Annotated in this window: 20 protein-coding genes and 1 other annotated feature; of the genes, 2 read left to right on the forward strand and 18 right to left on the reverse strand. The window is 29.3% G+C overall.

Features of this window, described 5'->3' with window-relative positions; genetic code table 11:
* Window positions 1-90: 90 nt before the first annotated feature.
* The 7 genes from ileS to ACTG48_RS14985 all read right to left on the reverse strand — a co-directional run bounded on the left by ileS (window position 91) and on the right by ACTG48_RS14985 (window position 7,176).
* Window positions 91-3,198 (reverse strand): isoleucine--tRNA ligase, encoded by a 3,108-nt coding sequence (gene ileS, locus ACTG48_RS14955; RefSeq protein ID WP_021385522.1) that lies wholly within the window; start codon window positions 3,196-3,198, stop codon window positions 91-93.
* A 90-nt stretch (window positions 3,199-3,288) separates the two neighbouring features.
* Window positions 3,289-3,521: a binding site (T-box leader), on the reverse strand.
* A gap of 173 nt (window positions 3,522-3,694) precedes the next feature.
* Window positions 3,695-4,222, reverse strand: a complete 528-nt coding sequence (locus ACTG48_RS14960; RefSeq protein WP_003426928.1) for a DivIVA domain-containing protein — start codon at window positions 4,220-4,222, stop codon at window positions 3,695-3,697.
* Window positions 4,223-4,256: 34 nt separating this feature from the next.
* A complete protein-coding gene (locus ACTG48_RS14965; RefSeq protein WP_021385503.1) occupies window positions 4,257-5,042 on the reverse strand; it encodes a YlmH family RNA-binding protein in 786 nt (261 codons plus the stop codon).
* Window positions 5,043-5,052: 10 nt separating this feature from the next.
* Window positions 5,053-5,310 carry a YggT family protein gene (locus ACTG48_RS14970; protein WP_021385428.1) on the reverse strand — a complete coding sequence of 86 codons (258 nt, stop codon included), beginning with the start codon at window positions 5,308-5,310 and terminating at the stop codon, window positions 5,053-5,055.
* Window positions 5,311-5,328: 18 nt separating this feature from the next.
* Complete coding sequence (locus tag ACTG48_RS14975) at window positions 5,329-5,787, reverse strand: cell division protein SepF (RefSeq protein ID WP_021385412.1); 459 nt, start codon at window positions 5,785-5,787, stop codon at window positions 5,329-5,331.
* 39 nt (window positions 5,788-5,826) lie between these two features.
* Window positions 5,827-6,531: a YggS family pyridoxal phosphate-dependent enzyme gene (locus ACTG48_RS14980; protein ID WP_479917265.1), complete on the reverse strand. Its 705-nt coding sequence runs from the start codon at window positions 6,529-6,531 to the stop codon at window positions 5,827-5,829.
* 9 nt (window positions 6,532-6,540) lie between these two features.
* A complete protein-coding gene (locus ACTG48_RS14985; RefSeq protein ID WP_021385552.1) occupies window positions 6,541-7,176 on the reverse strand; it encodes a biotin/lipoyl attachment domain-containing protein in 636 nt (211 codons plus the stop codon).
* Between the two features lie 381 nt (window positions 7,177-7,557).
* Here ACTG48_RS14985 and ACTG48_RS14990 point away from each other — a divergent pair, with 381 nt between their 5' ends.
* The gene (locus tag ACTG48_RS14990; RefSeq protein WP_021385442.1) at window positions 7,558-8,598 is read left to right on the forward strand and encodes a PTS sugar transporter subunit IIC; all 1,041 of its coding nucleotides are present in this window, start codon (window positions 7,558-7,560) and stop codon (window positions 8,596-8,598) included.
* Window positions 8,599-9,037: 439 nt separating this feature from the next.
* Here ACTG48_RS14990 and ACTG48_RS14995 read toward each other — a convergent pair whose 3' ends face one another.
* The 9 genes from ACTG48_RS14995 to ACTG48_RS15035 all read right to left on the reverse strand — a co-directional run bounded on the left by ACTG48_RS14995 (window position 9,038) and on the right by ACTG48_RS15035 (window position 22,721).
* Complete coding sequence (locus tag ACTG48_RS14995; RefSeq protein WP_021385371.1) at window positions 9,038-10,393, reverse strand: PFL family protein; 1,356 nt, start codon at window positions 10,391-10,393, stop codon at window positions 9,038-9,040.
* 26 nt (window positions 10,394-10,419) lie between these two features.
* Complete coding sequence (locus ACTG48_RS15000; protein WP_021385426.1) at window positions 10,420-10,689, reverse strand: ACT domain-containing protein; 270 nt, start codon at window positions 10,687-10,689, stop codon at window positions 10,420-10,422.
* Window positions 10,690-10,979: 290 nt separating this feature from the next.
* A complete protein-coding gene (locus ACTG48_RS15005; protein WP_479917266.1) occupies window positions 10,980-12,941 on the reverse strand; it encodes a hypothetical protein in 1,962 nt (653 codons plus the stop codon).
* A gap of 44 nt (window positions 12,942-12,985) precedes the next feature.
* Window positions 12,986-14,929 (reverse strand): hypothetical protein, encoded by a 1,944-nt coding sequence (locus ACTG48_RS15010; protein ID WP_479917267.1) that lies wholly within the window; start codon window positions 14,927-14,929, stop codon window positions 12,986-12,988.
* A 54-nt stretch (window positions 14,930-14,983) separates the two neighbouring features.
* Window positions 14,984-16,912: a hypothetical protein gene (locus ACTG48_RS15015; RefSeq protein ID WP_479917268.1), complete on the reverse strand. Its 1,929-nt coding sequence runs from the start codon at window positions 16,910-16,912 to the stop codon at window positions 14,984-14,986.
* A 152-nt stretch (window positions 16,913-17,064) separates the two neighbouring features.
* Window positions 17,065-18,540, reverse strand: a complete 1,476-nt coding sequence (spoIVA, locus tag ACTG48_RS15020; protein WP_021385466.1) for a stage IV sporulation protein A — start codon at window positions 18,538-18,540, stop codon at window positions 17,065-17,067.
* 170 nt (window positions 18,541-18,710) lie between these two features.
* Window positions 18,711-20,006, reverse strand: coding sequence for an MFS transporter (locus tag ACTG48_RS15025; protein WP_479917269.1), 1,296 nt, complete (start codon window positions 20,004-20,006; stop codon window positions 18,711-18,713).
* A 109-nt stretch (window positions 20,007-20,115) separates the two neighbouring features.
* Entirely contained in the window at window positions 20,116-21,534 is a 1,419-nt protein-coding gene (locus tag ACTG48_RS15030; protein WP_479917270.1) for an APC family permease, read from the reverse strand.
* Between the two features lie 47 nt (window positions 21,535-21,581).
* Window positions 21,582-22,721: a M24 family metallopeptidase gene (locus tag ACTG48_RS15035; protein WP_479917271.1), complete on the reverse strand. Its 1,140-nt coding sequence runs from the start codon at window positions 22,719-22,721 to the stop codon at window positions 21,582-21,584.
* A gap of 316 nt (window positions 22,722-23,037) precedes the next feature.
* On the opposite strand from ACTG48_RS15035, the gene ACTG48_RS15040 reads away from it, so the two are divergent.
* Window positions 23,038-23,688 carry a TetR family transcriptional regulator gene (locus ACTG48_RS15040; protein WP_021385457.1) on the forward strand — a complete coding sequence of 217 codons (651 nt, stop codon included), beginning with the start codon at window positions 23,038-23,040 and terminating at the stop codon, window positions 23,686-23,688.
* A 67-nt stretch (window positions 23,689-23,755) separates the two neighbouring features.
* Here ACTG48_RS15040 and ACTG48_RS15045 read toward each other — a convergent pair whose 3' ends face one another.
* On the reverse strand, window positions 23,756-24,775 hold the full coding sequence (locus tag ACTG48_RS15045) for an NAD(P)H-dependent glycerol-3-phosphate dehydrogenase (RefSeq protein WP_021385389.1): 1,020 nt from the start codon (window positions 24,773-24,775) through the stop codon (window positions 23,756-23,758).
* Window positions 24,776-24,805: 30 nt separating this feature from the next.
* Window positions 24,806-25,420, reverse strand: coding sequence for a glycerol-3-phosphate 1-O-acyltransferase PlsY (gene plsY / locus ACTG48_RS15050; RefSeq protein ID WP_021385546.1), 615 nt, complete (start codon window positions 25,418-25,420; stop codon window positions 24,806-24,808).
* Window positions 25,421-25,451 lie beyond the last annotated feature (31 nt).

Genomic DNA, 25,451 nt, shown 5'->3' on the forward strand with positions numbered 1-25,451 from the left:
ATTGAATAGAGAATTATACTGTATTAAAAAATCCCTATAGAAATTTATAAACTAATTTCTATAGGGATTTTAATTAACTAACTATTCTTTTTATTTTTTTGTAACTTTTATACCTGTCATATGGTCATTTAAGTTTTGTTCTTCTAGAGACTTATCGTCTACTCTGTTTATTTCTAAAGCTAAAGTTTCAGACTTGATATATTCATCAAAATGGTCAACAGCCTTAGCAATTTCATCATCACCACAGTAATCTATTACTATATTATCCAATACTTCAAAGTTATTAGATTTTCTTAATTGCTGTACTTTAGATATAAATTCTCTAGCATAACCCTCATCAACCAATGCTTCTGTTAACTTAGTATCTAGTATAACAAAAAGATTGTTTTCAACAGATACATTAAATCCTTCCTTAGCAGTTATACCTATTAACACTAAATCCTTATTAAACTCAAAAGCTTCACCATCTAAATCAACTGTTAAACTTTCACCATTTTCAAGTTTATTAACAGCTTCATGTGCATTTAATTTATTTAATGCTCCCACAAATAAATTCATCTTAGCCCCTAGTAATGGTCCTGCTTCCTTAAAGTTTGGTTTTAGACTAAAGTTCATGTACTCATCTAAGTCCTTAGCGAACACTACCTCTTTAACATTAAGCTCTTCTTTTATTAAATCAACTACATCGCTTATTGTATCTTCAAACTTACCGTCTACTAATACTTTTTGTAATGGTTGACGAACTTTTATTCTTTCAACTTCTCTTGAAGCTCTACCTAGAGTAACTAGATTTTTAGCTAAATCCATTTTTTCTTCTAATTTAGCATCTATTAATTCTTCATTAAACTTAGGATATTCAGCTAAGTGAACAGATACTTCTCCTGTCAGATTTCTGTACATTTCTTCTGACATATATGGTGCAAATGGAGCTATAGCTCTACAAAGACCATGTAATAATTCATAAGTTGTATTGTACACTGCTTTTTTATCTTCTGTTAATTCAGTTGCCCAGAATCTTCTTCTTGAACGTCTGATATACCAGTTAGATAAATCATCATTTATGAAATCTTGTATCATTCTTAAAGTCTTATTTAATTCAAATATAGCTAAATTTTCCTCTACATCTTTCATTAAATTATTAAACTTAGATAGTATCCATCTATCAAGTTCTGGTCTATCTTTATATTCTACAAAGAATTCAGTTGGATTTATATCATCTGTATTTGCATATAAAGTGAAGAAGTTATATACATTCTTCATAGTTCCTATAAATTTACTTTGTATTTCTTTTAATCCATCCATATCAAATTTAGTTGGAGTCCATGGTGGAGAAACATATAGTAGATACCATCTTAATGCATCTGCTCCATATTGATCAAATAACTCCATTGGATTTACTGTATTTCCCCTTGATTTACTCATTTTCTTTCCATCTTTATCAAGTACAAGGTCTGGAACTAAAACACTCTTATATGGTGCTTTTCCTAATACAAATGTTGATACTGCAAGTAATGAGTAGAACCAACCTCTAGTTTGGTCTATACCTTCTGATATATAATCAGCTGGGAATAATTGGTCAAAGTTCTCTTTATTTTCAAATGGATAGTGGTGTTGAGCAAATGGCATAGCCCCACTATCAAACCAACAGTCTATAACTTCTGTTACTCTTGTCATTGGTTTTCCACATTTTTCACATTTTAAATGTATATCATCTACATATGGTCTATGAAGTTCAACTGTCTCTGGATTTACATCTTCTATAGCTTTTTCAGCTAATTCAGCTCTTGAACCTACTGAATCTGTATGACCACATTCACATCTCCATATAGGAAGTGGAGTTCCCCAATATCTAGTTCTTGATATTGCCCAATCATTTAGATTTTCTAACCAGTTTCCAAATCTCTTTTCACCTACAAAGCTTGGGAACCATTTTACGCCATTGTTATTTTCTATTAATTTATCTTTAAGTTTAGTCATCTCTATATACCAGCTTGGTTTTGCATAGTATACTAATGGAGTTTGACATCTCCAACAATGTGGATAATTATGAACTACTTTTTCTTTACTATATAACTTATTTTCAGAAGCTAGCCATTTTATTATTTCAACATCTAGCCCATCTTCCATTACAAATTTACCTTCCCAAGGAGTAGCTGTAAATTTACCAGTTTCATCTACTGGTTGTACAACTGGTAAATCATATCTCTTACCTGTGTTATAGTCATCTTCACCAAATGCTGGTGCTGTATGAACTATTCCAGTACCATCTTCAGTAGTTACATAATCCCCTACTGTAATGAAAAATGCTTTTTTGTCAACTTCTACAAAAGGCATTAATTGTTCATATTCTAATCCTTCTAGGTCTTTACCTTTCATTTCTTCTAAAACTTCATAGTCTTCACCTAGTACTTTATTAGCTAGAGGTTTAGATACATAATATACCTCGTCACCTTTCTTAACTTTTAAGTAATCAACATCAGCATTTACTGTTAATGAAACATTTGATGGTAAAGTCCATGGAGTTGTTGTCCATGCTAAGAAATATTCATCAGCATCTTTTTTCTTAAATTTAGCTATAACTGTATTAGTTTTTACTTCTTTATACCCTTGTGCAACCTCATGACTAGCAAGACCAGTTCCACATCTTGGGCAATAAGGAAGTATTTTATGCCCTTCATAGATATATCCTTCTTTGTTGAATTTATTAAGTATCCACCATACAGACTCTATATAGTTATTATCTAAAGTTATATATGGATTATCTAAATCAACTTCGTAAGCCATTCTCTCAGTCATTATTCTCCATTGTTTTTCAAATGAGAAAACTGATTCTCTACATTTTTGGTTGAATTCAGCTATTCCATATTCTTCTATTTGCTGTTTACTAGTAAGACCTAATTCTTTCTCTACTTGTATTTCAACTGGTAATCCATGTGTATCCCAACCAGCTTTTCTCTTTACTTGATAACCAGACATTGTTTTATATCTACAAACTGAATCTTTAAGTGTTCTAGATAAAACATGGTGTACTCCAGGATTTCCATTTGCTGTTGGAGGCCCTTCATAAAATACGAAACTTGGGTCATTTTCCCCTTTTTCTAAAGTTTTTTCAAGTATATTTATATCTTTCCAATAATCAAAAACTTGTGCTTCTGCTTGTTTTACTGAACTGTCCACTAATGGCTTAAATTTCGCCATGTAAATCACCCTTTCCTATAAATATTATAATTCCAAATTTTTTTATTCTTTCACATAAATTTAAATACTAAAAAACTCGCCCCCTTTAAACAAAGGGACGAGTTATAAATCGCGTTACCACCCTAATTCTATATGTGAACTTAATGCTATCCACATATAACACTCTAATAGTATAACGGTACTAACCGGCACAGCTTAATAGAATTTAATCGTTCAGCCTGCAGCTCAAGAGTGATTTTTATCTTTATAAATTCATTGGTTCTCAGCATACCCAATTCTCTGTAAAATTATCTAAAGATAATTGTCTCCATCAACGCTTTTAAAAATTTATCTGTGTTTATATGAAATTCTATAACAAATAATTTGAATAGTCAATATATTTTTGAAAAATATAATAATTTCTATTTTTCTTACATTTTTATCCTATTTTTAATTTTTGTTATAGATTTCTCAAACTTCCACAACAATTTCACCTAAAATCAAATAAATTATAGGCTTATTCTAGAGTTGTAGCAGCTTCATCATTACTATAATTATACACTGTTGTTCCTTCAAATGCATTTACACATTTTTCATCTACATCATAAAAAATCTCATCAACACTTCTTATTTCATCTTCTAATAATGACTTAAATTTATTTCTAAATATCTTAAATTCTTTAACTAAAGCATCATACTCTTTTCTTATTTCTATAACACGGTTATTGGCTTGTTCTATAATTTGTCTAGCTTTTAAATCTGCCTCTTCAACGATTATTTTAGCTTTTTTATTAGCCGCGCTACAAGTGTCTTCTGCTGCACTTTGAGCAGTTATTAGAGTAGCTTTTAATGTTTCTTCAATATTTTCATACTTATTTACTTGGTCTTGATATAATCCTAATTTTTCTTTAAGAGCTGTATTTTCTCTACATAGAGATTCATAGTCTTCTTTGATGATATCTAAAAACTCATCAACCTCTTCGTCTCTATATCCTCTTAAACCTTTTTTAAACTCTTTATTTTCTATCTCAATTGGAGTTAGCATTACATTTCCTCCCAGCTATAATTTAAATTAGTCCTTATACAATTAATCTTGCTTGAACTTTTATTTTACCTTTTTTAGTAATATCTCCTATTTGTGTTACATTAGCTCTTCCTTTGCCTCTAATAGAAATCAAATCATCATTTTTAACTATTTTAGACGTTGAAGTTATCTTTTCATAATTGACATGGACTTTTTCTCCATTTATGTATTTTGCACTATCTTGTCTAGATATATTGTAAAGACCACTTATGACACAATCTAACCTATCTGAAGATACTGTAAATGATACTTCCTTATATTTTGAAGAACTATTAACAATGTTTTCTCTGGAAATTTCCTTTACAATTACATTATTTCTTGAAACTTTCTCCAAATTCACGATTATAAAATCGCAAATATCACTACTTACAATTACTTGACAAAAGCTATCATGTATAATTATATCTCCAATTTTTTCTCTTTTTATACCTAGACTCATAATTGCTCCTAAATAATCTTTATGAGATATATTTTTAAATTTGAAATTCCCTTCTATCTGTAAAAATCTAAGAGTATCCTCTATATCTTCATATTCCATGTAAAATGGATAAATAAATACAGTGCTTCTTTCAGCTTGTTCATAACCTCCATCCACACTGTATTTTATTTCATTTGTAGAATTCAATATAGCTACAGCATTTTTCACTTCATATGGATTAAGAAACTCAGTAAACTTAACATCATAGTTTTTTATACAACTATTAGCCTTGTCTATTACTTTAAACATTTTATTTTTCAAGTCTATATCCTTTATGTGATTTGTTAATTTTAATTTATCCATTTCTATCACCTTAGAATATAACCAACACTAATTGTCTTAGGAACATCAATAATACTATCGCAATTAAAGGAGAAAAATCTATAGGTCCATTTGTATATCTATACATTATAGACCTTATTGGTCCTTCTATTGGCTCTGTAAGATTTTCTAAAATCTCGAAAATTTTGCTTTGTCTTCCATTTGGAAACCAAGTCATCAAGCTTTTTATAACTATCATCCATGCTATTATATCCAAAAGATAATAAAGTGCAATTCTTATTGTTCCCATATATTAACCGCCTTTTTACTATTTATTTTGCCAAGGGAAGAATGCTTTACTTTCTAATTCTTTTTTCATATTTGCATCTATATCCACATTGTTAGGAGCTAGTATAAATATTGATTTAGAAACCTTTTGTATACTTCCATCTAAAACATAAACCGCCCCATTCATAAAGTTAAATATAGATTTACGAACTTCAGAATTAGTCAACCCTTCCAAATTCACTATAACTGCCCTTCTTTGTTTTAGATGGTCTGCTATAGTTGCAGCTTCATCATAAACTTTAGGTTCAACTATTACAACTTTCATTTGACTCGTTGTATGTAAATTTACAATTTTATTTGCTTTTGCAGTACTAAAGCCACTATTTATTTCTTCTTCTTGAACTATATCGTCCATCCCACCTTCATATTCTTCTTCAATGTAATCTTCTTCTTCATCAACTATCCAGTTCTTAAATTTAGATATTATTCCATTTGACATTATTAACTTCCTCCTTAGAATTTATTCAGATTTGAGTAATTATTTTTTATTGTAGTTTCTTTCTCCAAAGATTGATGTTCCAACCCTAACAATGGTAGCCCCTTCCTCTATAGCAATCTCATAATCGTGACTCATTCCCATTGACAAAACGTCCATTCCTACATTAGGTATGTTTAGCTCTTTTATTCGTGTTGATAAATCTTTAAGACCTTTGAATACACCTCTTATTTCATTTTCATCTTCTACAAAAGGTGCCATTGTCATTAGACCTTTTATTTTTATATTTTTATATTTTTCTGACACTTCTTTGACAAAACCTACAACTTCTTCTTTATCAAGTCCATGCTTAGATTCTTCTTTAGATATATTCACTTGTACTAAGCAATATATTTCTCTATTTATTTGCTCTGCACGTTTTTGAATCTCTTCACATAATGCAATTCTATCTAAAGAATGTATCATACAAACTTTATCTATTATGTACTTAACTTTATTTGTTTGCAAAGTCCCTATCAAGTGCCAGTTTAATTTGTCACCTATAATATCGTACTTTCTGGCTAATTCTTGTGGTTTATTTTCACCAGCAGAAGTAATGCCTTCATTCATTGCCTCATTAACTAAATCTACATCAACAGTTTTTGTGACTGCTAAAAGGGTTATTTCTTCACTCTGTCTATTTACTTTTTTTGCAGCTTTGTCAATCTTACTTTTTATCTCAGATAAATTATCTTTAATAGAACCCATTATTATCACCTACTTTATCCTTATATTTGTGTTTATACAATTAGGTCTTAAAATTATTTTGTCATATAGATTAACACTTGTCACCCCATTTATGTCATTTTTATAATAGTCCACAAATACAGAAGATTCATTTTCATAAGTTATTCCTTCTAATATGACAAATTTTACACTTTGTGATTGTTCATCAATCACATATACACCACGTTTATTGTCTTTTGTTTTTATAGAAGTTTTAGGTATTTTTAAACATTCCATCTGATTATATATTATATCAAATTCTTCGACACTTGTATCCTGATTTGCAACAATTTGGTTACTTATTTTTAATTTTAGCATTATTTTATTATTATTTTTATATATTTTGTAAACTTTTGCATCTATTTTTTGCTCACGATATTCAATTACTACATTTTGATTTTTTTCAAAGTTCTTAGAATCTTCTTTACTTATGTATGCTGATAGATAATTACTTTGGTCATTTACATCTTTTTCTATAGTTCCTTCTACATGAATCTTTGCATCAACTTTTTCTACTTTTAACACCAAGGTATCTACATTTTTGCTAATAATCATTGCTAACATATTAAATACTAAATATATAAGAATACCAAGTATCACTAATCTGGTATATTTAATCTTTTTCAAAAACTCTCCCCCTATAAAATTTCTTTCATTAATAAATACTTCTTCTAAAAAATGTTTATTCCTTTTTTATATGCTAATATTTTATGTACTAATAATTGTTTTTTTCATATTAAATTTATTTTTTATCAATCTTCCTATACAAGACCGCATTATTTATATATAATTATATTATAAAGTATAAGTTTAATTTACATTTTATATCTTAAACTTACTTTATGTACTCTTATAGTTATTTTTATTTTTAGATGCAATATAAAACCAATTAAGCTTTAAAATAACTTTTGTCATGCTGATACTGATTTAGTTAAACATTTATCCGCAAGGATAACGTTATCACGGCAAAGGTTTATGTCCTAAAAAAAATACAAGGAGGATTTTCTTATGTCAGAAATTTTATTAGGAACAGGTTTACTTTTATTGGTTCTATGTTGTTTCACAATCTTTAGTTACAAAGCTCCATATGGTATGAAAGCTATGGGAGCCTTAGCAAATGCTGCATGTGCTACTTTCTTAGTAGAGGCATTCAACCTTTCTTTACTTGGTGATGTTCTAGGTATGGAGTTTTTTAGAAGTGTTGGTGCTGCTAATGGTAGCCTTGGTGGAGTTGCTGCTGCTATACTTGTACCTTTGGCTTTAGGTGTATCTCCAGTTTATGCAGTTTTAATAGGATTATCTTGTTTAAAGTTTTCTATATTATCTGGATTCGTTGCTGGATACTTTGTTTCTTTCTTAATTAAGTTTATAGAGAAAAAAGTCCCACCTGGAGTAGATTTAGTAGTAGTAATCCTTTTATGTGCTCCACTATCTCGTTTTATAGCTTCAAATGTAGACCCATTAGTTAATAGTACACTATTACAAATCGGACAAGTTCTAATAGAAGCTACTAATATTAGCCCTATTATAATGGGAATTATATTGGGAGGTCTAATAACAGTAGTTGGAACATCTCCACTTAGTTCAATGGCTCTTACATCTATAATTGGTCTTACTGGTCTTCCTATGGCAATAGGAGCATTAGGAGCTTTTGGTTCAGCTTTTATGAACTCAACACTATTTGCAAGATTGAAGTTAGGTTCTAAGAAAGACATTATATCTGTTGCTATTGAACCCCTGACTCAATCAGACATAATTTCAGCTAATCCAATACCAATATATTCTACTAATTTCTTTGGAGGAGCTTTTTCTGGTATTATTGTAGCTTTGATGGGCCTTGTAAATATGACACCAGGTACAGCTACACCTGTGGCTGGTTTTGCCATAATGTTTGCCTATAATCCAGTTAATCAAGTTCTTATAACAGCTGCACTATGTGCTTTATTTAATGTAATTGCAGGATTTGTAGGCTCAAAAATATTCAGTACCTTTAAGGTTCTTACTGCTGACAAAATACGTGGCACTGATGTAGAAGAAGAAATTGCTTAAAATTCATAAGATTTATAAATTTATATTTTAAGTTGATATTTTAAACAGTAGAGTTTTATATTGTAGCAATTTTATTAATTGCAAGCGTTTTATTTTTTATTTATATTTATTATTATGTGTGTTGAATATTTAGATAAATTTTTATTTTTTTATTTTTATTTAGTTTTTTATTTGGTTGATATATTGAACAGAAAAATTAGTATAATTACTATTGAATAACATAACGTTTAAAATACATAAAAAATTTTATATTAATTAGATAGTATCAAAATAAAAGCGATATACAACTTTTTTACAAGGTTGTATATCGCTTTACTATTATAACAATCTTAACATATAAACTTTAAACTTATTGTTTTAATTATAATCTTATAATATCTAAATGTATTTGATTCTGTCATACAAATCTCTATCTAAATATTACTATATGTAAATATACTTAATTTTTAAATGAATGTATAGGAGCTGGAATTCTTCCTCCTCTTTGAGTAAACAACTCAGACGAATTTGTATTTATAGGCATTACTGGTGCTCGTCCTAAAAGACCACCAAACTCTACCATGTCGCCTACATCACATCCTGGAGCTGGTATAATTCTAACAGCTGTAGTCTTATTATTAATCATACCTATTGCTGCCTCGTCAGCTATCATAGCTCCAAGTGTACCTGCTGTAGTACTTCCTGGCACAGCTATCATATCAAGACCTACAGAACAAATAGCAGTCATTGCCTCAAGCTTATCTATACTTAAAGCACCTTTAATAACAGCATCAATCATTCCCGCATCTTCTGATACTGGTATAAATGCACCACTAAGTCCTCCAACATGTGAACAAGCCATAACTCCACCTTTTTTAACAGCATCATTTAAAAGAGCCAACGCTGCTGTAGTACCATGAGTACCAACAACTTCAAGACCCATTTCTTCTAATATATTTGCTACTGAGTCTCCAATAGCAGGTGTAGGAGCTAGTGATAAGTCTATTATTCCAAATGGTACATCCAACCTACTAGAGGCTTCTTTTGCTACCAATTGACCAACTCTTGTGATTTTAAATGCAGTCTTCTTAACTGTCTCTGCTACAACATCAAATGGTTCTCCTTTTACTTTTTCTAAAGCTCTTTTTACAACACCAGGACCACTTACACCAACATTTATTATCCTATCAGCTTCACCAACACCATGGAAAGCCCCTGCCATAAATGGATTATCTTCAACTGCATTACAGAATACTACTAGTTTTGCACAACCAAATCCCTTTGCATCTTTCGTTAATTCTGCAGTTTCTTTTATAATTTCTCCCATTTCTTTTACTGCATCCATGTTTATACCACATCTTGTCGAACCTACATTTACTGAGGCACATACCTTGTTTGTGCTTGCCAAAGCTTTTGGAATTGATTTAATTAATATCTTATCACCTTTTGTATATCCTTTTTGAACCAATGCTGAGAATCCACCTATAAAATCTATACCTAAATCCTCTGCAGCTTTATCTAATGTCTGTGCAAACTTTACATAATCACTTTCATCTGTTGCACCTGCAATAATAGATATTGGAGTTACTGATACTCTCTTATTTACAATTGGAATACCATATTCACGCTCTATTTCTTTTCCCACTTTTACTAAATCTTTAGCAGAATTCATAATCTTGTTGTATATCTTCTCTCTAGCTTTATCTCCATCAGGGTCTATACAATCTAATAAAGAAATCCCCATAGTTATAGTTCTTATATCTAATTGTTCTTCATCTATCATTTTGATTGTCTCAAGTATATTTCCTACATTCACTATTCTCACCTCCCGATTACTGTTTTTTACAGATTATGCATTGAGTTAAATATTTCTTCTCTTTGAATTTTTACATCTACTGATAACTCTTTTCCTCTATTTATTAAATCTTCAACCGTTTGCTCAAAAGAATTTAATGATTTCTCTAAATCAACTATCATAATCATTGTAAAATACTCTTGTAATATCTTTTGTGAAATATCTACTATGTTAATATTTTGCTTGTATAACTCATCACTAATTCCTGCTACTATACCTGGTTTGTCCTTTCCAATTACTGTTAAAATTGCTCTCATAATAATATCCTCCCTTATTTTTTTATAAATCTTACATTTTCACAAATTGAACTATTTATTAGCATATATTTCATTTATTTGTTAGTAAATCACTTTTTATGTATATATTTAATATATTTTAATACCTATACCTTCATTTGTCAATTTTTTTTCAATATTCTATTATTTTTATACTATTTAATCAAATTATATATAATACTCATTTTATTGATAAAAATATATAGTTTTCATAATAATGAAAGGTATCACTTAACAAACTTATAATTTGATAAATAATACCTTTCTAAAAATTATTTTTTTATTTGTATGAATCTAATTATATTTTTTCTTGTGCTAGGATTTACAATCAAAATAGAGCAAAACATTGTTAAACTTAACACTCCAATTAAAATGAAACTATCTTTCTCAAAGCTATATTTTTTAGTTGATAATTTAGTATTAGTTTTATCTGTTTTTTCGTTATTACCATTTACTTGATTATTTAGTTTTGATTGATGATTATTATTTATATCTAAATTATCTTTATAAAAATCTTTATTATAAAAATATGACTGATTATTAGTGCTAAATACAGACTTTTGCTTTAAGCCTTTATTCCCATTTTCTAAAATAAAACTTTTGTTAGATTTATCCTCATTTTTTAACTCATTTTCATTTTTTAAAATATCGTCTTTTTCTTTGTCATTGCCTATACTACTATCATCTTTGTCCTTTGGGGGATTTTTATTTGTAGTACTGCTAGTGCCAGACTCTATATTATCATCATTTGGAGTATTAGGAGTTTTCTCATCATTATTACTATTGTTATCATCTTTATCTTTATTATCACTATTTAGATTACCATTATTATCTTCTTCTCTATCTGGGTCATCTCTTCCTCCTCCTCCACGGTCACCACCAGCATCTTCATTTTCTTGTTCATCATCTGGTGTGATTTGATTATTACCTCCTCCTAACACAAATCCAGGTTTTAAAAATATATTTGAATACCCATCTCTTAATCCACCTTCTACTTTCACTCTAAAGCATCTCAACTTAAAATCTTCAAAATCAATTACAACTTGGTCTGTGATATACTCTAATTCACTACTTATCCAGTTTATACCATCATCGGAATACTCCACAAATACTTTTTTTGCATTATATGGCATATCATAGGCTAAAGCAGCTGTATAACCATTTTCCCGATTTCTAAAATACACAATTAAATTATTTATAGGCTCTTTATTTCTAATATAGATATTTATAACTGGAAAGACATCTTGATTTAATACTATATTTTTTTCATTCAGAAGATTTTCATCAAATTTACCTCTTATAACAAACTCTAAATTTTTTTTTAAATCAGTATAGTAATTTGATAAATCCCACTCTACATTTATATCTGCAATTTTTCCACTCGAAGTTTTTAAACTTACTTCTTTTGGAAGTTCTACGTCCTCAATTTTATCATCTTTTGTTAATATCAATTCCTCTTCAAATACACTAATGCCTCTAAGATTACATCTTATAATATTATAATCTTCATCTTGTGGTATGTCTGGCATTATTACATTCCCATCACCAATGATATAAACACTCTTAGTTTTTGATACAATTGATTCGCCTTTTGTATTATTTGCTATTGTATTTTGTTGGTTATTCTTATTAACAATTACTGATGTATTCTCTATTTCCACCTCTCCATTACAGTAAATACCCACAGCATCTTTTCCATTAACTTCAATTATTTTAGATTCTACTTTGATATCATTTTCTGAATAAATTCCTATTGCATTTTCTCCACTTGCATGTATTTTACCAGTTTTTCCATAGTATGTAGCTATATCTAATTCAGCATCTTTCTCTATATATAAAGCAGTTCCATTTAAAGCAATTATATTATCTATTCCTATCTTTAACTTCCCACCTTTTTCTACATGTATTACACCTTCACTTCCACCTTCTCCAACTATATCCAATTTATTTCCTTCAATAGCAAAATAACCATTATTTTTTACAAGTAATTTGTACTGATTTGTATCTATTGTAATATTAGTTCCATATGGGATGCTGAAATCAAAATAATCATCTATTACCATATCACACGTAAGAGTATAAACTATGTCTTCCTCATTATCTTCATTTTTTACAATCCAATTTTTAAAATCCTCCAAACAATTGTCTTCTTGTGAAAAACTCTTTTTTGGTAAAATTATAAAAATAATTACTAATAAAGTTATAAGAACAAATATACTATTTTTTTTATTCATTTTTTTCTCCTATTTATTCTTCTGTTAAGTAAAATTATGTCTCTTTAAAGTATTTTTTTATTCATTTTTAATCTTATAAATTTATCTAGATATTTTATAATGCCCTTATTTACTACTATCATTGAAAATAACATGGTCAAAACTATGAGTCCAACTCCAATTACAATCCCATTTTTAGAATTCTGAGTCTTATCATATGATTTTAAAACAGTTTTTAGTTTATCATTAGAATCACCTATTTCAATTCCCTCTGTTTTACTTAATATTATTTTATCTTTAGATGTGTTTTGGAAAGATTCATTATTTTCCTTATAACTTCCTTTTAAGCTTTGCTCTAAACTATTTTTAAATTTACTTTCCTCAATCAAGTTGTTATTTTTATTATTATTGACATTTTCATCATTTATTTCTTTATGTACATTTTTATCTGTTTCAGTATATTTTTCATGTGACTTATCGCTTTTTTCATCTTGTTGATTACTATTTGTTTCTTCACCATTATCTTCTATGACTTTATTAGAATCTAATGGATTTTGCCCATTATCATTGTTATTTTTATTATTTCCACCTGAGGTAACCTTATTGTCATCTCTATCTGGGTCATCTCTTCCTCCTCCTCCACGGTCACCACTATCATCATCAGCCTCTTGTTCATCGTCTGGTGTAATTTGATTATTTCCTCCTCCAATTACAAATCCAGGCTTTAAAAACACATTTGAATATCCTTCTCTCAATCCACCTTCTACTTTTATCCTAAAACATCGTAACTTAAAATCTTCAAAGTCAAGTATAACCTGATTGCTAATATTTTCTAACTCTTCACTTACCCAATTTACACCATCATCTGAATATTCTACAAACACTTTTTTAGCACTATATGGCATACTATACTCTAGTGTAGCTAGATAACCATTTTTAAAATTTAAGAAAGATACTTTTAAATCCTCTATAGGTTCTTTATTAGCAACATAAACATGTAAAATAGGAATAACATCATTGTTTACAATTATGTTATTCTCATCTAAATCGTCTTTTTTAAATTTACCTATTACAGTAAATTCTGTATTCTCATTTAAATCATTATAATAGTTTGATAAATCCCACTCTACATCTAAATCTATAGAATTCATACTAGAAGTTCTTAAACGTACTTTTTCTGGTAATATTATGTCTTCTACTTTGTCTTCTTTTGATATACTCACTTCTTTCTCAAAAGCTCTAACCCCTCTATAATTACATCTTATAATATTATAATTTTTATTCTGAGATATATCTGGAGTTATTATATTTTTTTGTCCAATAACATAAACATCAGTAGCTTCTGATACAATTGCTTCTTCCTTTTTATTTTCCAATAATATGTTTTGCTTCTTATTAACACTATTTGCAATTATTGAAGTGTTTTCTATTTCTACTTCTCCCCTGCAATAGATTCCTATTGCATTTTCTCCATTAACTTCAATTATTTTAGAATACACTCTGATATCATTTTCTGAATAAATTCCTATTGCATTTTCTCCACTTGCTTTTATATGTCCAACTTTATCATAATATGTATCTATACTCAAATTCGCATCTTTTTCAACATATAAAGCAGTTCCATTCAATGCAACTATATTATCTATTCCTATATTTAATTTTCCTCCTCGTTCTACATGTATTACACCTTCATTTCCACCTTCTCCAATTATGTTTAGCTTATTACCATTAATATTAAAATGACCTTTATCCTTTATAAGTATTTTGTATTGATTTGTATCTATTGTAATATTAGTTCCATATGGAATACTAAATTCAAAATAATTGTCTATTACCATATCACAAGGAAGAGTGTAAACTATTTCTTCTTTATTATTTTTATTTTTTATAACCCAATTTTTAAAATCTTCTAAACAATTATTATCTTGCGAAAAACTCTTGTTTGGTAAAATTACGAAAATTATAATTAACAAATTTATAAGCACAAAAACTTTACTTATTTTATTCATATTGTTCTCCAATTAACTTTTTTAATAATATTAAAATTTTTCAAACGATTTTATCTACTTTTTATATTTTATAAATTTATTTACATATTTTATGATACAAGGATTTATTGCTACTATTGAAAATAACATAGTTGAAACTACAATTCCAAATCCAATAGCAATTCCATCTTGAAAATTATGAGTTTTACTATGCGAGTTAGAAGTAGAGTTTAGTCTATTATTAAATTTACCTACTTGAAAAGTGTCTTTTTCATTTGATATTTTTTTATCATCAGTTGTGTTTTTATATGCTTGATTTTCTTCATAGTCTCTTTTTAATATTTGAATTAAACTCTTATTAGACTTATTTATAATAGTTAAATCATCATTCTTAACACCATTATCTCTGTTATTAGTGTTAGTATTATTCTTTTCTTTCTCTTTCTCTATAATCTCTTTGTCAGACTTATCATTTCTTTCATCTTCTTGATTAATATTGTCTTTTTCTTCATTATTAGAATCTGTTATGCTATTAGAATCTTCAGGAACTGCTTCATCAACACTATCATTTTCCTTATCACTATCTAAAGTAAGTCCATCATTTTCTCTATCTGGGTCATCTCTACCACCACCGCCACGGTCACCATCAATATCATCATTTCCCCGTTCATCATCTGGTGTCTCTTGATTGTCACCACCCCCCATTATAAATCCTGGTTTAAAAACCATATTTGAATAACCTTCTTTTAATCCGCCTTCCACTCTTACTCTAAAACAACGTAGCTTAAAATCTTCAAAGAAAAGTATAGCTTGGTCTCTAATATCTTCCTGTTCCTCAGATGTCCAATTGATTCCATCTACTGAATATTCCACAAAAACTTTATTTGCATTGTATGGCATATCAAAATACAAGACAGCTACATATCCATCTCTTGTGTTTTGATAATCTAATTCCAAATTATCTATTGGTTTTTTCTCTGCAACAGATATGTCCAAAATAGGAACAACATCATCATTTACTACAATTTTTTCTCTATTTAATGTTTCTATTTTAAACTTTCCTGTTATACTAAAAGTTTCTTCTTTTTTCAACTTTTCATAATAATCAGTAAAATCCCACTCTACATCTATATCAAGTTGATTACCACTAGATGTTTCTAATACCATATCTTTCGGAAATTTTATATCTTCTATTTTATCATCTTTACTTACTTTTATTTCTTCACTAAATACATCAATTCCCCTCTGGCAACATGTTATAATATTATAGCCAGAATCTTCAGATATAGCTGGTATAAGCTCATTAGAGTTATCAATTATATAAACTTTCTTGCTTTCTGATACAATTGATTTTACAACCTTATTATTAGCTCTTAATAATCCATTTTCTTTGTTACTACTATAAGCTTTTATTGAAGATTCTTCTATCTCAACATCACCTTTAGAGTAAACACCTATAGCACTCTCTCCATTCACTTCAATATCCTTATTTAATATTCTAATATCATTTTCAGTATAAATTCCTATTGCATCTTTTCCATTTGCCTTTATTTTTTCAACAGATTCATAGGATGATTTAATATATAAGTCTCCTCCTTCTTCAACGTATAAGGCTGTCCCATCAGTAGCAATTATGTTATTTATACCGATACTTATACTTCCACCAGTTTCTACATGTATTACTCCTTCTTTTCCTCCTTCACCTATTATATTTAGTTCATTATCATCAATAATAAATCTCCCATGATTTTTTATCAGTATTTTATATTTGTTGGTATCTATTGTAAAATTACTGTCATAAGGAATATAAAATCTAAACTCTTCGTCTATTACCATATCACAAGGAAGAGTATAAACTATTTCTTCTTTATTATTTTTATTTTCTTGAACCCACCTTTCAAAATCTTCAAAACAATTATCCTCTTGTCCAAAGACCTTGTTTGGAGAAATTACAAAACAGAGTATTATTATGCTTACAAAAATAAATATTTCAGACTTCTTCATCTTTTACTCCTAATATTTTAATATAATAATGTTGAAAAACGCATCTTATATATTTAATTTTTCCATAATTAGAACTTATTGTCAATTTTTATAAATAAAAAGCTACTTACTAAAGTAAACAAGTGTTTAACTTTAATAAGTAGCTTATATTCTTATAATAAAATAGTTATAATATTAGAGCTTCCTTCATTTACAATTTTTTGTAGAGTCTTTTGCATCTTAACTCTTATTTCTTCTGGCATAGTATACAATTTACTTTGTAATTGCTCTTTCACTAAATCATGAAGTGACTTACCAAACATATTTGATTCCCATAAATCTGCTGGTTGCTCTTCAAACACCTCCATAAGATATTTTATCATCTCTTCACCTTGATTTTGATTACCAACTATTGGAGAGACTTCTGTAGATATATCTGCTTTTATAATATGAAGTGATGGTGCATTAGCTCTTAGCTTGATACCATATTGTTTTCCTTGCTTCATTATTTCTGGTTCCTCTAAACTAAGTTCTTCTAGTGAAGGGGCTACTACTCCATATCCTTTTATCTTAGCATCTACTAAAGCACTTTCTATTTTATCATACTCATTTTTAACTTTAGATAATCTAGTTATTAGACTAAGCAATTGATAATCTCCCTCAATTTTAAACCCACTCTTTTCTTCAAGGATATTATAGAATAAATCTTGCTTTGTCTGTAAATCAATATTTATAACTCCTTCTCCTAACTCTACATTATCAACACCTGTATCTTCCAAAAACTCTAACTCAGAAAAACCTTGCATAATACCTTCTATATCTCTTATTTTACCTATATCTATAATACTTTGTTTTAATGTTGTTATTATGCTACTTTTTATCCAATGATTTCTCTCAAGACCTTCAACCCATTTAGGTAAATTGATTCTTATTTCTGTAAGTGGGAAATCATACAATACAGCTTCCATAACTTCCTCGATGTCATCTTCTTCCATTTCAACTACATTCATTGGAAGAACTGGAACTTCATACTTTTCTTCCAATTCATTTCTAAGCATACTTGTTTCCTCACTTTTTGGACTTAGAGTATTTAAAACCACAGCAAATGGTTTTTTAAGACTTTTTAATTCCTGTATAACTCTTTCTTCTGGCTCTACATAACTTTTTCTGTCAATACCAGTAACTGAACCATCTGTCAAAACAACTATCCCTATTGTAGAATGGTCTTTTATGACTTTTTTAGTTCCTATCTCTGCTGCCTTTTCAAACGTCATAGCTTCTTGTGACCAAGGAGTTGATACCAATCTTTGTTTTCCACCTTCCTCATGCCCTAAAGCTCCTTCAACTATGTATCCAACACAATCTACCATTCTTACTTTTAAAGATACTGTGTCTTTTATTTTAATTTCTACACCATCTGCTGGTACAAATTTTGGTTCTACTGTCATTATTGTTTTGCCTGAACCACTTTGAGGTATCTCATCTCTTGTTCTATCTTTTTTAAACTCATTGTCTATATTTGGGATAACCAACTTTTCCATGAATTTTCTTATAAAAGTTGATTTTCCTGTTCTTACAGGACCCACTACTCCAATATATATATCCCCTTGAGTCCTTTTGGATATATCTTCGTATATGTTATTATTCATATTATTCCTCCTATACATCTAATCTTATTAAATTATATTTAGAGTTAGGGGTTAATATTCTTAAAATAGAAAAATAAAGACCAGCAATATTAAATTGAATTACATAGAAAAATTTGTGAATTTCAATGTAAATTAAATTAATATGCTAGCCCAAATAGTAGTGAGTTATATTAACTGACTTTAGTAATACTTTCACTTGACTTATTATTCATTTGAATAAGCTCTTTACGTCTTTCTTTGGTCATATTCATCCATACAAATGTAAACACCAATCCAATTATAGCTACTATAGTAAGAGCTATAAAGTAATATTTATATCCAGTCACACCTGGAAATGTATCTAATATCTTTCCTGCTGCTAATGGACAAAGTACTTCTGGAAGATATCCTAATGTAGCAACTATACCTATAGCAGTTCCTGATATTGATAATGAATAATTACCTTCTTCAAGTAATGAATAGTGTAAGCCTTGAATTGCATACATAGATACATATATTGCAACACATCCAATCAATAATATATAAATCATAGATGCTTTTGTTGGTGTAAGTATTACACCTAAAAGACCTATAATCATAAGTATAAATCCATAAGATATAATCTTTGATGAACCAACCTTATCTCCAAGTAACCCAGAAACAGCCGATGCTACTGGTCTACAGTATTGAGCTAATATTGATATTGCAGATGCAAATACTACTGTTGCTCCAAATGCCTCAGTTGAATATGGTGTGAAGTAGTAAAATGACATATTAGCTGAATATGAACAAAACATGATTATTGTTATTACCCATGTATGAGGCATTTTTATCACCGCAAAGAAAGCTTCTTTATCAAACTTAGCTGATACTTCTTTTTCATTATCCTTTAACTTTAAAAATACTAATACTCCAACTATTACATTTATAGCTGAATACAGTACTATAATAGCTGTAAGACCAGTTTTATCACTTACTTTCGACGAAATGTAACCAAATAATACCAATACTAGGGATAAATGAATTGCATTGGTAATTCCACGACCACTTTCCATAAATCCAAAAGCCTTACCTTGTTCATTTTCAGATGCTAACATCCTAACAGCTTTTACAAGAGCTGGCCAAAAAGTAAGAATCGTCGTTATTCCCCATAAAGCATGGATTAAAAATACAACAATATATGGAGGATAGAGAGTTAATACAAGCCCTAATACTCCTGTAATAATTAAGGAACCTGAAAGTAGCTTTCTAGCTGAAATACGATCTGCTAAGAAGCCACCAAAAAGGTACGATACCATTGCAAGGAGGCCATAAATACTTCCTAGACTTCCCATTTGTGTGTTTGTAAGATTGAACGCTTGTGAAAAGGTATCATAATAATAGTTCTTTAAATACGGTAAAGCATATATAAATGCTCCTGCTACAAAGAGTATTATCAATACTTTGAAATTTTTCCAAATGCTTGGTTTGTTTGCTTCAGTTGACATATTCCCTCCTTATGTAAGTACTCATAAATTTTTATAATGACCTCCTATTAGTTATTTAAAATACAATAGAAATTATTAGTGTATTATTTTTTGGTTCGTACATATATTTTTACTTATGAGAAATTCCTGTGTTATTCAACATTTTCTTTTCATAATTCTTCCATATCATTAAACCTGTTATTATGACAAAAAGTCCTCCACCTATCATCTCAATCTCATAAACTATATTATCTTTTAAAGTTTCCATGACTGGTGCTGTTGAGAAAAGTATACCAACAACAGTCACTACAAGTACCATCCTAGCTATATTTATACAAACCAAATTACTTTTGGAAATTGAATAAGGTCTTTCTTCATTTGGTCTTGTCTTTCTCAGCCTTATATAAGATGTGAAAAGCAACACATATGGAAATAATGCGGTTAATGCTGTCATAGTAACAAGAACATTATATATATTGTCCACTGATGGCAATAAATTTGAGCCTATAAGAAGTAGACTTACGATTATAGCTTGAATCAATACTGCATTTGATGGTATATTGTGTTCATTTGTATCAGTTAATTTCTTAGGAAATACGCCTTCTTTTACATTTCCAAAAAGCATCTTTACTGGACCTGCTATATAAAGTATTAATGCTCCAAGTACTGATAAGGTTATTCCAAACGCAACCACTCTTATAAACCAGTTTCCTATACCTAAATCTTGTGCAACCTTAGCTAATGCATCGAGTATACCTGTCGATGCTGCAATTTCATTTGGAGGAAGTATCATTGTTATTGCTACTGAACCTAGAATATAGATTCCTCCTATTAACACAGCTACTGTCAATATAGCTTTGGGAAAGTTTTTCTTAGCATTATCCATTTCAGTTATAAAATTAGCAGTCGTTTCAGCTCCTGATAGAGCAAATATTATGGCAGATATAGAAACTAATGCATTTGCATCTATCTTTGGTAATATATTTTGAATTGTATATACAGATGCTGATGGAGCTTTTTTAAGAATAACTACAGACATAAATGCCATTACTATAAGTAATATCGCAGGAATTGTAGAACCTAATGCTCCTGTGTTTGTAAAGAATTTTCCAAATGCCATTCCTCGAGTACTTATTAGGGATAATATCCAGAATATTATAAGTGAAAGTACTAAAATAAATATTTTATTGTTTGATAGTTCTGGATTTCCAAGCATATAGGCAATGTTTATAGCTAAAAATGTCAAAAAAGAAGAATACCAAAATATCTTTGATGTCCAATTTAACCATGACACCATAAATCCCCACTTTTCTCCATAAGCTTGTTTAACCCACTCTCCAAGTCCACCATCTCTTGGATATGTTGCTGCCAACTCTGCACATATAAGTGATGCTGGTACAAAGAATATAAAAGCAAACAATAACCAAACTGGTATTGAACCAAGACCCAAACCAAAACTAGAAGCAGTAGATTTAGCTATCCATCTAATCCCAAATAATGCTGATATATTCATAAATACTAAATCCCAAAATCCAATTTTCTTTTTCACTATAATTCCTCCAATTTTAAATTTACTTGAATATATTCATACTCTAATTAAATATCAAGTATAAGGTCTTCAACACTTCTTGGATAATTAGTTATAATTGTAGCACCATTCTTACCCACTATTGCTGTATCAGAGTGTCTAAATCCTCCAACTCCAGGTATATATATTCCTGGCTCCATAGAAAATACCATACCTTCTTCTAATATTAATTCATTGTCAAATCTTAAATATGGTTCTTCATGCTCTGATAAACCTAAGCCATGTCCAATCCTATGATTTGCATATAGTTCTAGACCATGTTTTGCAACAACAGCTCTTGCTGCTTCATCAACCATTCTTGCTGGTATACCAGCTTTTATTGTATCTAATCCCGCCTGTTGAGCCTCCACTGCTATCTTAAATACTTCTTTTTGTCTTTCCGTTGGCTTACCTATGATAAAAGTTCTCTCATTTTCTGCTCTATAATTTTCATACCAAACCTGTCTACTATGTATCACTATATCTCCTCTTTGAAGTATTCTAGTATTAGAATCTAAATGTGGTTGTGCTGTTCTATCGATACCAGAACAAGTCCAGTTTGCAAACCCTATATATGTATCAGGATAATTTTCAGATACATATTTTAACAAAGCATTGTCCCCTGCTACATCAAATTCCAACTCACTCATTCCAACTCTAACATTTTCCAAAGACCCTTTTATACCTATATCAGATAAATAACCAGCTATCTTCAAAAATTCTATCTCTTCTGCATCTTTTACATATCTCATTTCAAATATTTTACTTCCAATATCTTTAATGTCAAATGACTTATCAGTTATATATTCTGAGAAGCTTGCAGACACTATATCTTTTTCTATTCCAACAATTGTTCCTTTAGGATATCTACTTAAAATTATATCTAAATAATGCTTATGCGATATTCCATGTTCTTTCATTTCTGGTATTTCATAATATACATATACATTATCAACTTTTGCAACTTCTTTAGCATGTAATTCTTCTAATCCAGGTACTATTAGTTCTATTTTATCTTTAGTTACTACTGTTACAATTGGTCTAGAATAAGTTATTGCTTTAAATCCACTAATATAAAATTGATTATCTGGTTCAAATATTAAACCAATTTCAATGTTTTTTTCACTCATATACTTTCTTAATCTTTCTATTCTCATGTTATTTGACATAGTACACCTCTTTCTTAATATTTAGATAATTTATTTAATACAACAATGATAAATATCTTATTTTTAAAATCTTTAATATTTTAATCCTTGTTGCATTTGTATGTAAATCAAATTTATTTGTGATTATTTTATCATAATCATGATTATTTTGTCAATCATGATTATGTTTTAAATATTTTTTATTTTAGTTTTATTTTAAATTATCTAAAAAATAACAATATATATTAGGTGTTAGAACATTATTCTTGATTTATAGTAAATTTAATGATAAAATCACGATTATATAAACTATATTGATTATTTGTAGGTGAATAAAATGACAAATAAAGAATTACAAAAAAAAAGGATATTAATGTACTTCATAGAAGCTGCTCAAAATATTATGGAAAATGAAGGTATAGAAAATATTACGCTACGTAAAGTTGCAAATATGGCTGGCTACAACAGCTCAACTCTATACAACTATTTTAAAAATTTAGACCACCTAATATCATTTGCATCTATAAAATATTTTAAAGAGTACAATCTGAGTATTTCTAGGTGCATAGAAGGGGTTACTGATGAATATCAGAAATATATAATTATGTGGAAATTATTTTGTAAACATTCTTTTGAAAATGCTGAGGCTTTTTATAAGATATTTTTTAACTTGTCTAGCGAGGAACTCAGTTATATAACAAAACAGTATTATAATATGTTTCCAGAAGATTTAGGTACTCATGATAGTGATATCTCCCTAATGATTACAGGAAAAAGTATAAAAGAAAGAAATAAAATACTATTGAATAATCTTGTAGATGCACAATATATACCCGCAAAAGATTTAGATATAATAAATGATATAATTATCTCGTTTTATCAAAATCTCTTATTCTTAAAAAAGAACATAGAGAAAAATTCTAATGATGATGAATTAACTGTAAAAATGATTTCTTCTATTGAATACATAATAAAACATGCTAAATAAAATTAAAATAGCCCTCTTTTATATAAAAGAGGGCTAAAATATATCTATTATTTTACATTTCAATGATTTATATATCATCACCTAAAACTACTTCTTCCATTTCATGCTTTTTACTTCTCATCATTAGTTCTATTCCAACTTCCTTTGGATCTGAACCTTTATTTATTACAGAGTATATAGCATTAGTTATTGGCATGTCTATATTCAACTTTTCAGCTACATCATGTGCTACTTCAGTCGCAGTTATACCTTCTACAACCATCTTGACTTCTTTTAAAGTATCTTCTAAGCTCATACCTTTACCTATAAGTATACCAGCTCTTCTATTTCTACTATGCATACTTGTACAGGTAACAATTAAATCTCCTATTCCTGAAAGACCTGCAAATGTAGGCATGTTAGCTCCCATAGCAATTCCAAGTCTACTCATTTCACTAATACCTCTTGTCATAAGAGCAGCTTTTGCATTGTCACCATATCCTAATCCATCACATATCCCAGCTCCAAAGGCTATAATATTTTTTAATGCTCCTCCAAGTTCTACTCCAACTATATCTGGATTCGTATAAACTCTAAGTTTAGGGCTCATAAATAAATCTTGTATCCTCTGTGCTATTTTTAACTCTTTAGAAGCTACTACTACTGTGGTAGGGATATCTTTTGCTACTTCTTCAGCATGAGATGGCCCAGATAGTATTACATATGGATTTTGTGGTAATTCTTCTTCACAGACTTGAGATAATCTAAGTCCAGTACCTTTTTCGAGACCTTTTGCTACATTAACAATAATTTGTCCCTCTTTTATAAATGGTTTTATTTTTTGACAAGTACTCCTTACGGCCTGTGATGGAACTGCTAAAACTATCACCTTACAATCTTTTATAGTTTTTTCTATATCAGTACTTATAGTTATATTATTTGGAAATAATACTCCTGGTAAATAGTCTGTATTTTCTTTAGTTCTGTTTATTTTTTTGGCTTGCTCTTCTTTTCGAGTCCACATACTCACATCGTTACCTTTTTTTGCGAGACCTAAAGCTAATGCACTTCCCCAACTTCCAGTACCTAATACACATACTTTCTCCATGTTTAACACCACCTGAGTATAATATATTTACTATTCTTTCTTTTGACCAATCTTTCTCTCTGTCCCATTTAATAATCGCTTTATATTTGCTCTGTGATTATATATTACTGATGCGGTTAAAAACAAAGCTACTATTAAACCAGCTTTATTTTTTACTATAATCATAAATATTGGTGAACATCCTATTCCTACAACAGAACCTAAAGAAACATACTTTGTTATAACTACCACCAATATAAATACTGCTAGACACATTAGTGTTATTACTGGATTTACAGCGAGCATTGCTCCTAACGAAGTTGCAACACCTTTACCTCCTCTAAACCCTAAAACTGCTGGCCAATTATGACCTGCCACAACACATATAACTGCCAGATATCCAGCTAAAAGAGTATCTATACCAACTAATCTTGCTGCAAGCTCTGATATTAAAACAGCCATTACACCTTTAAGAACATCACCTAAAAATGTCATTGCTCCTGCTCTTTTTCCAAGTGTCCTAAGCACATTTGTTGAACCTGCATTACCTGAACCTTGAGTCCTTATATCAACTCCAGCAATTCGCTTTGCAACTATGTATGAAGTCGATATGTTACCTAAAAGATATGCAACTACAGCGATAATTATATAACTAAATATCTCCACTGAATTTCCCCCTTTTAGTTATATTTTAAAT

It is taken from the genome of Clostridioides sp. LIBA-6822 (assembly GCF_056688955.1).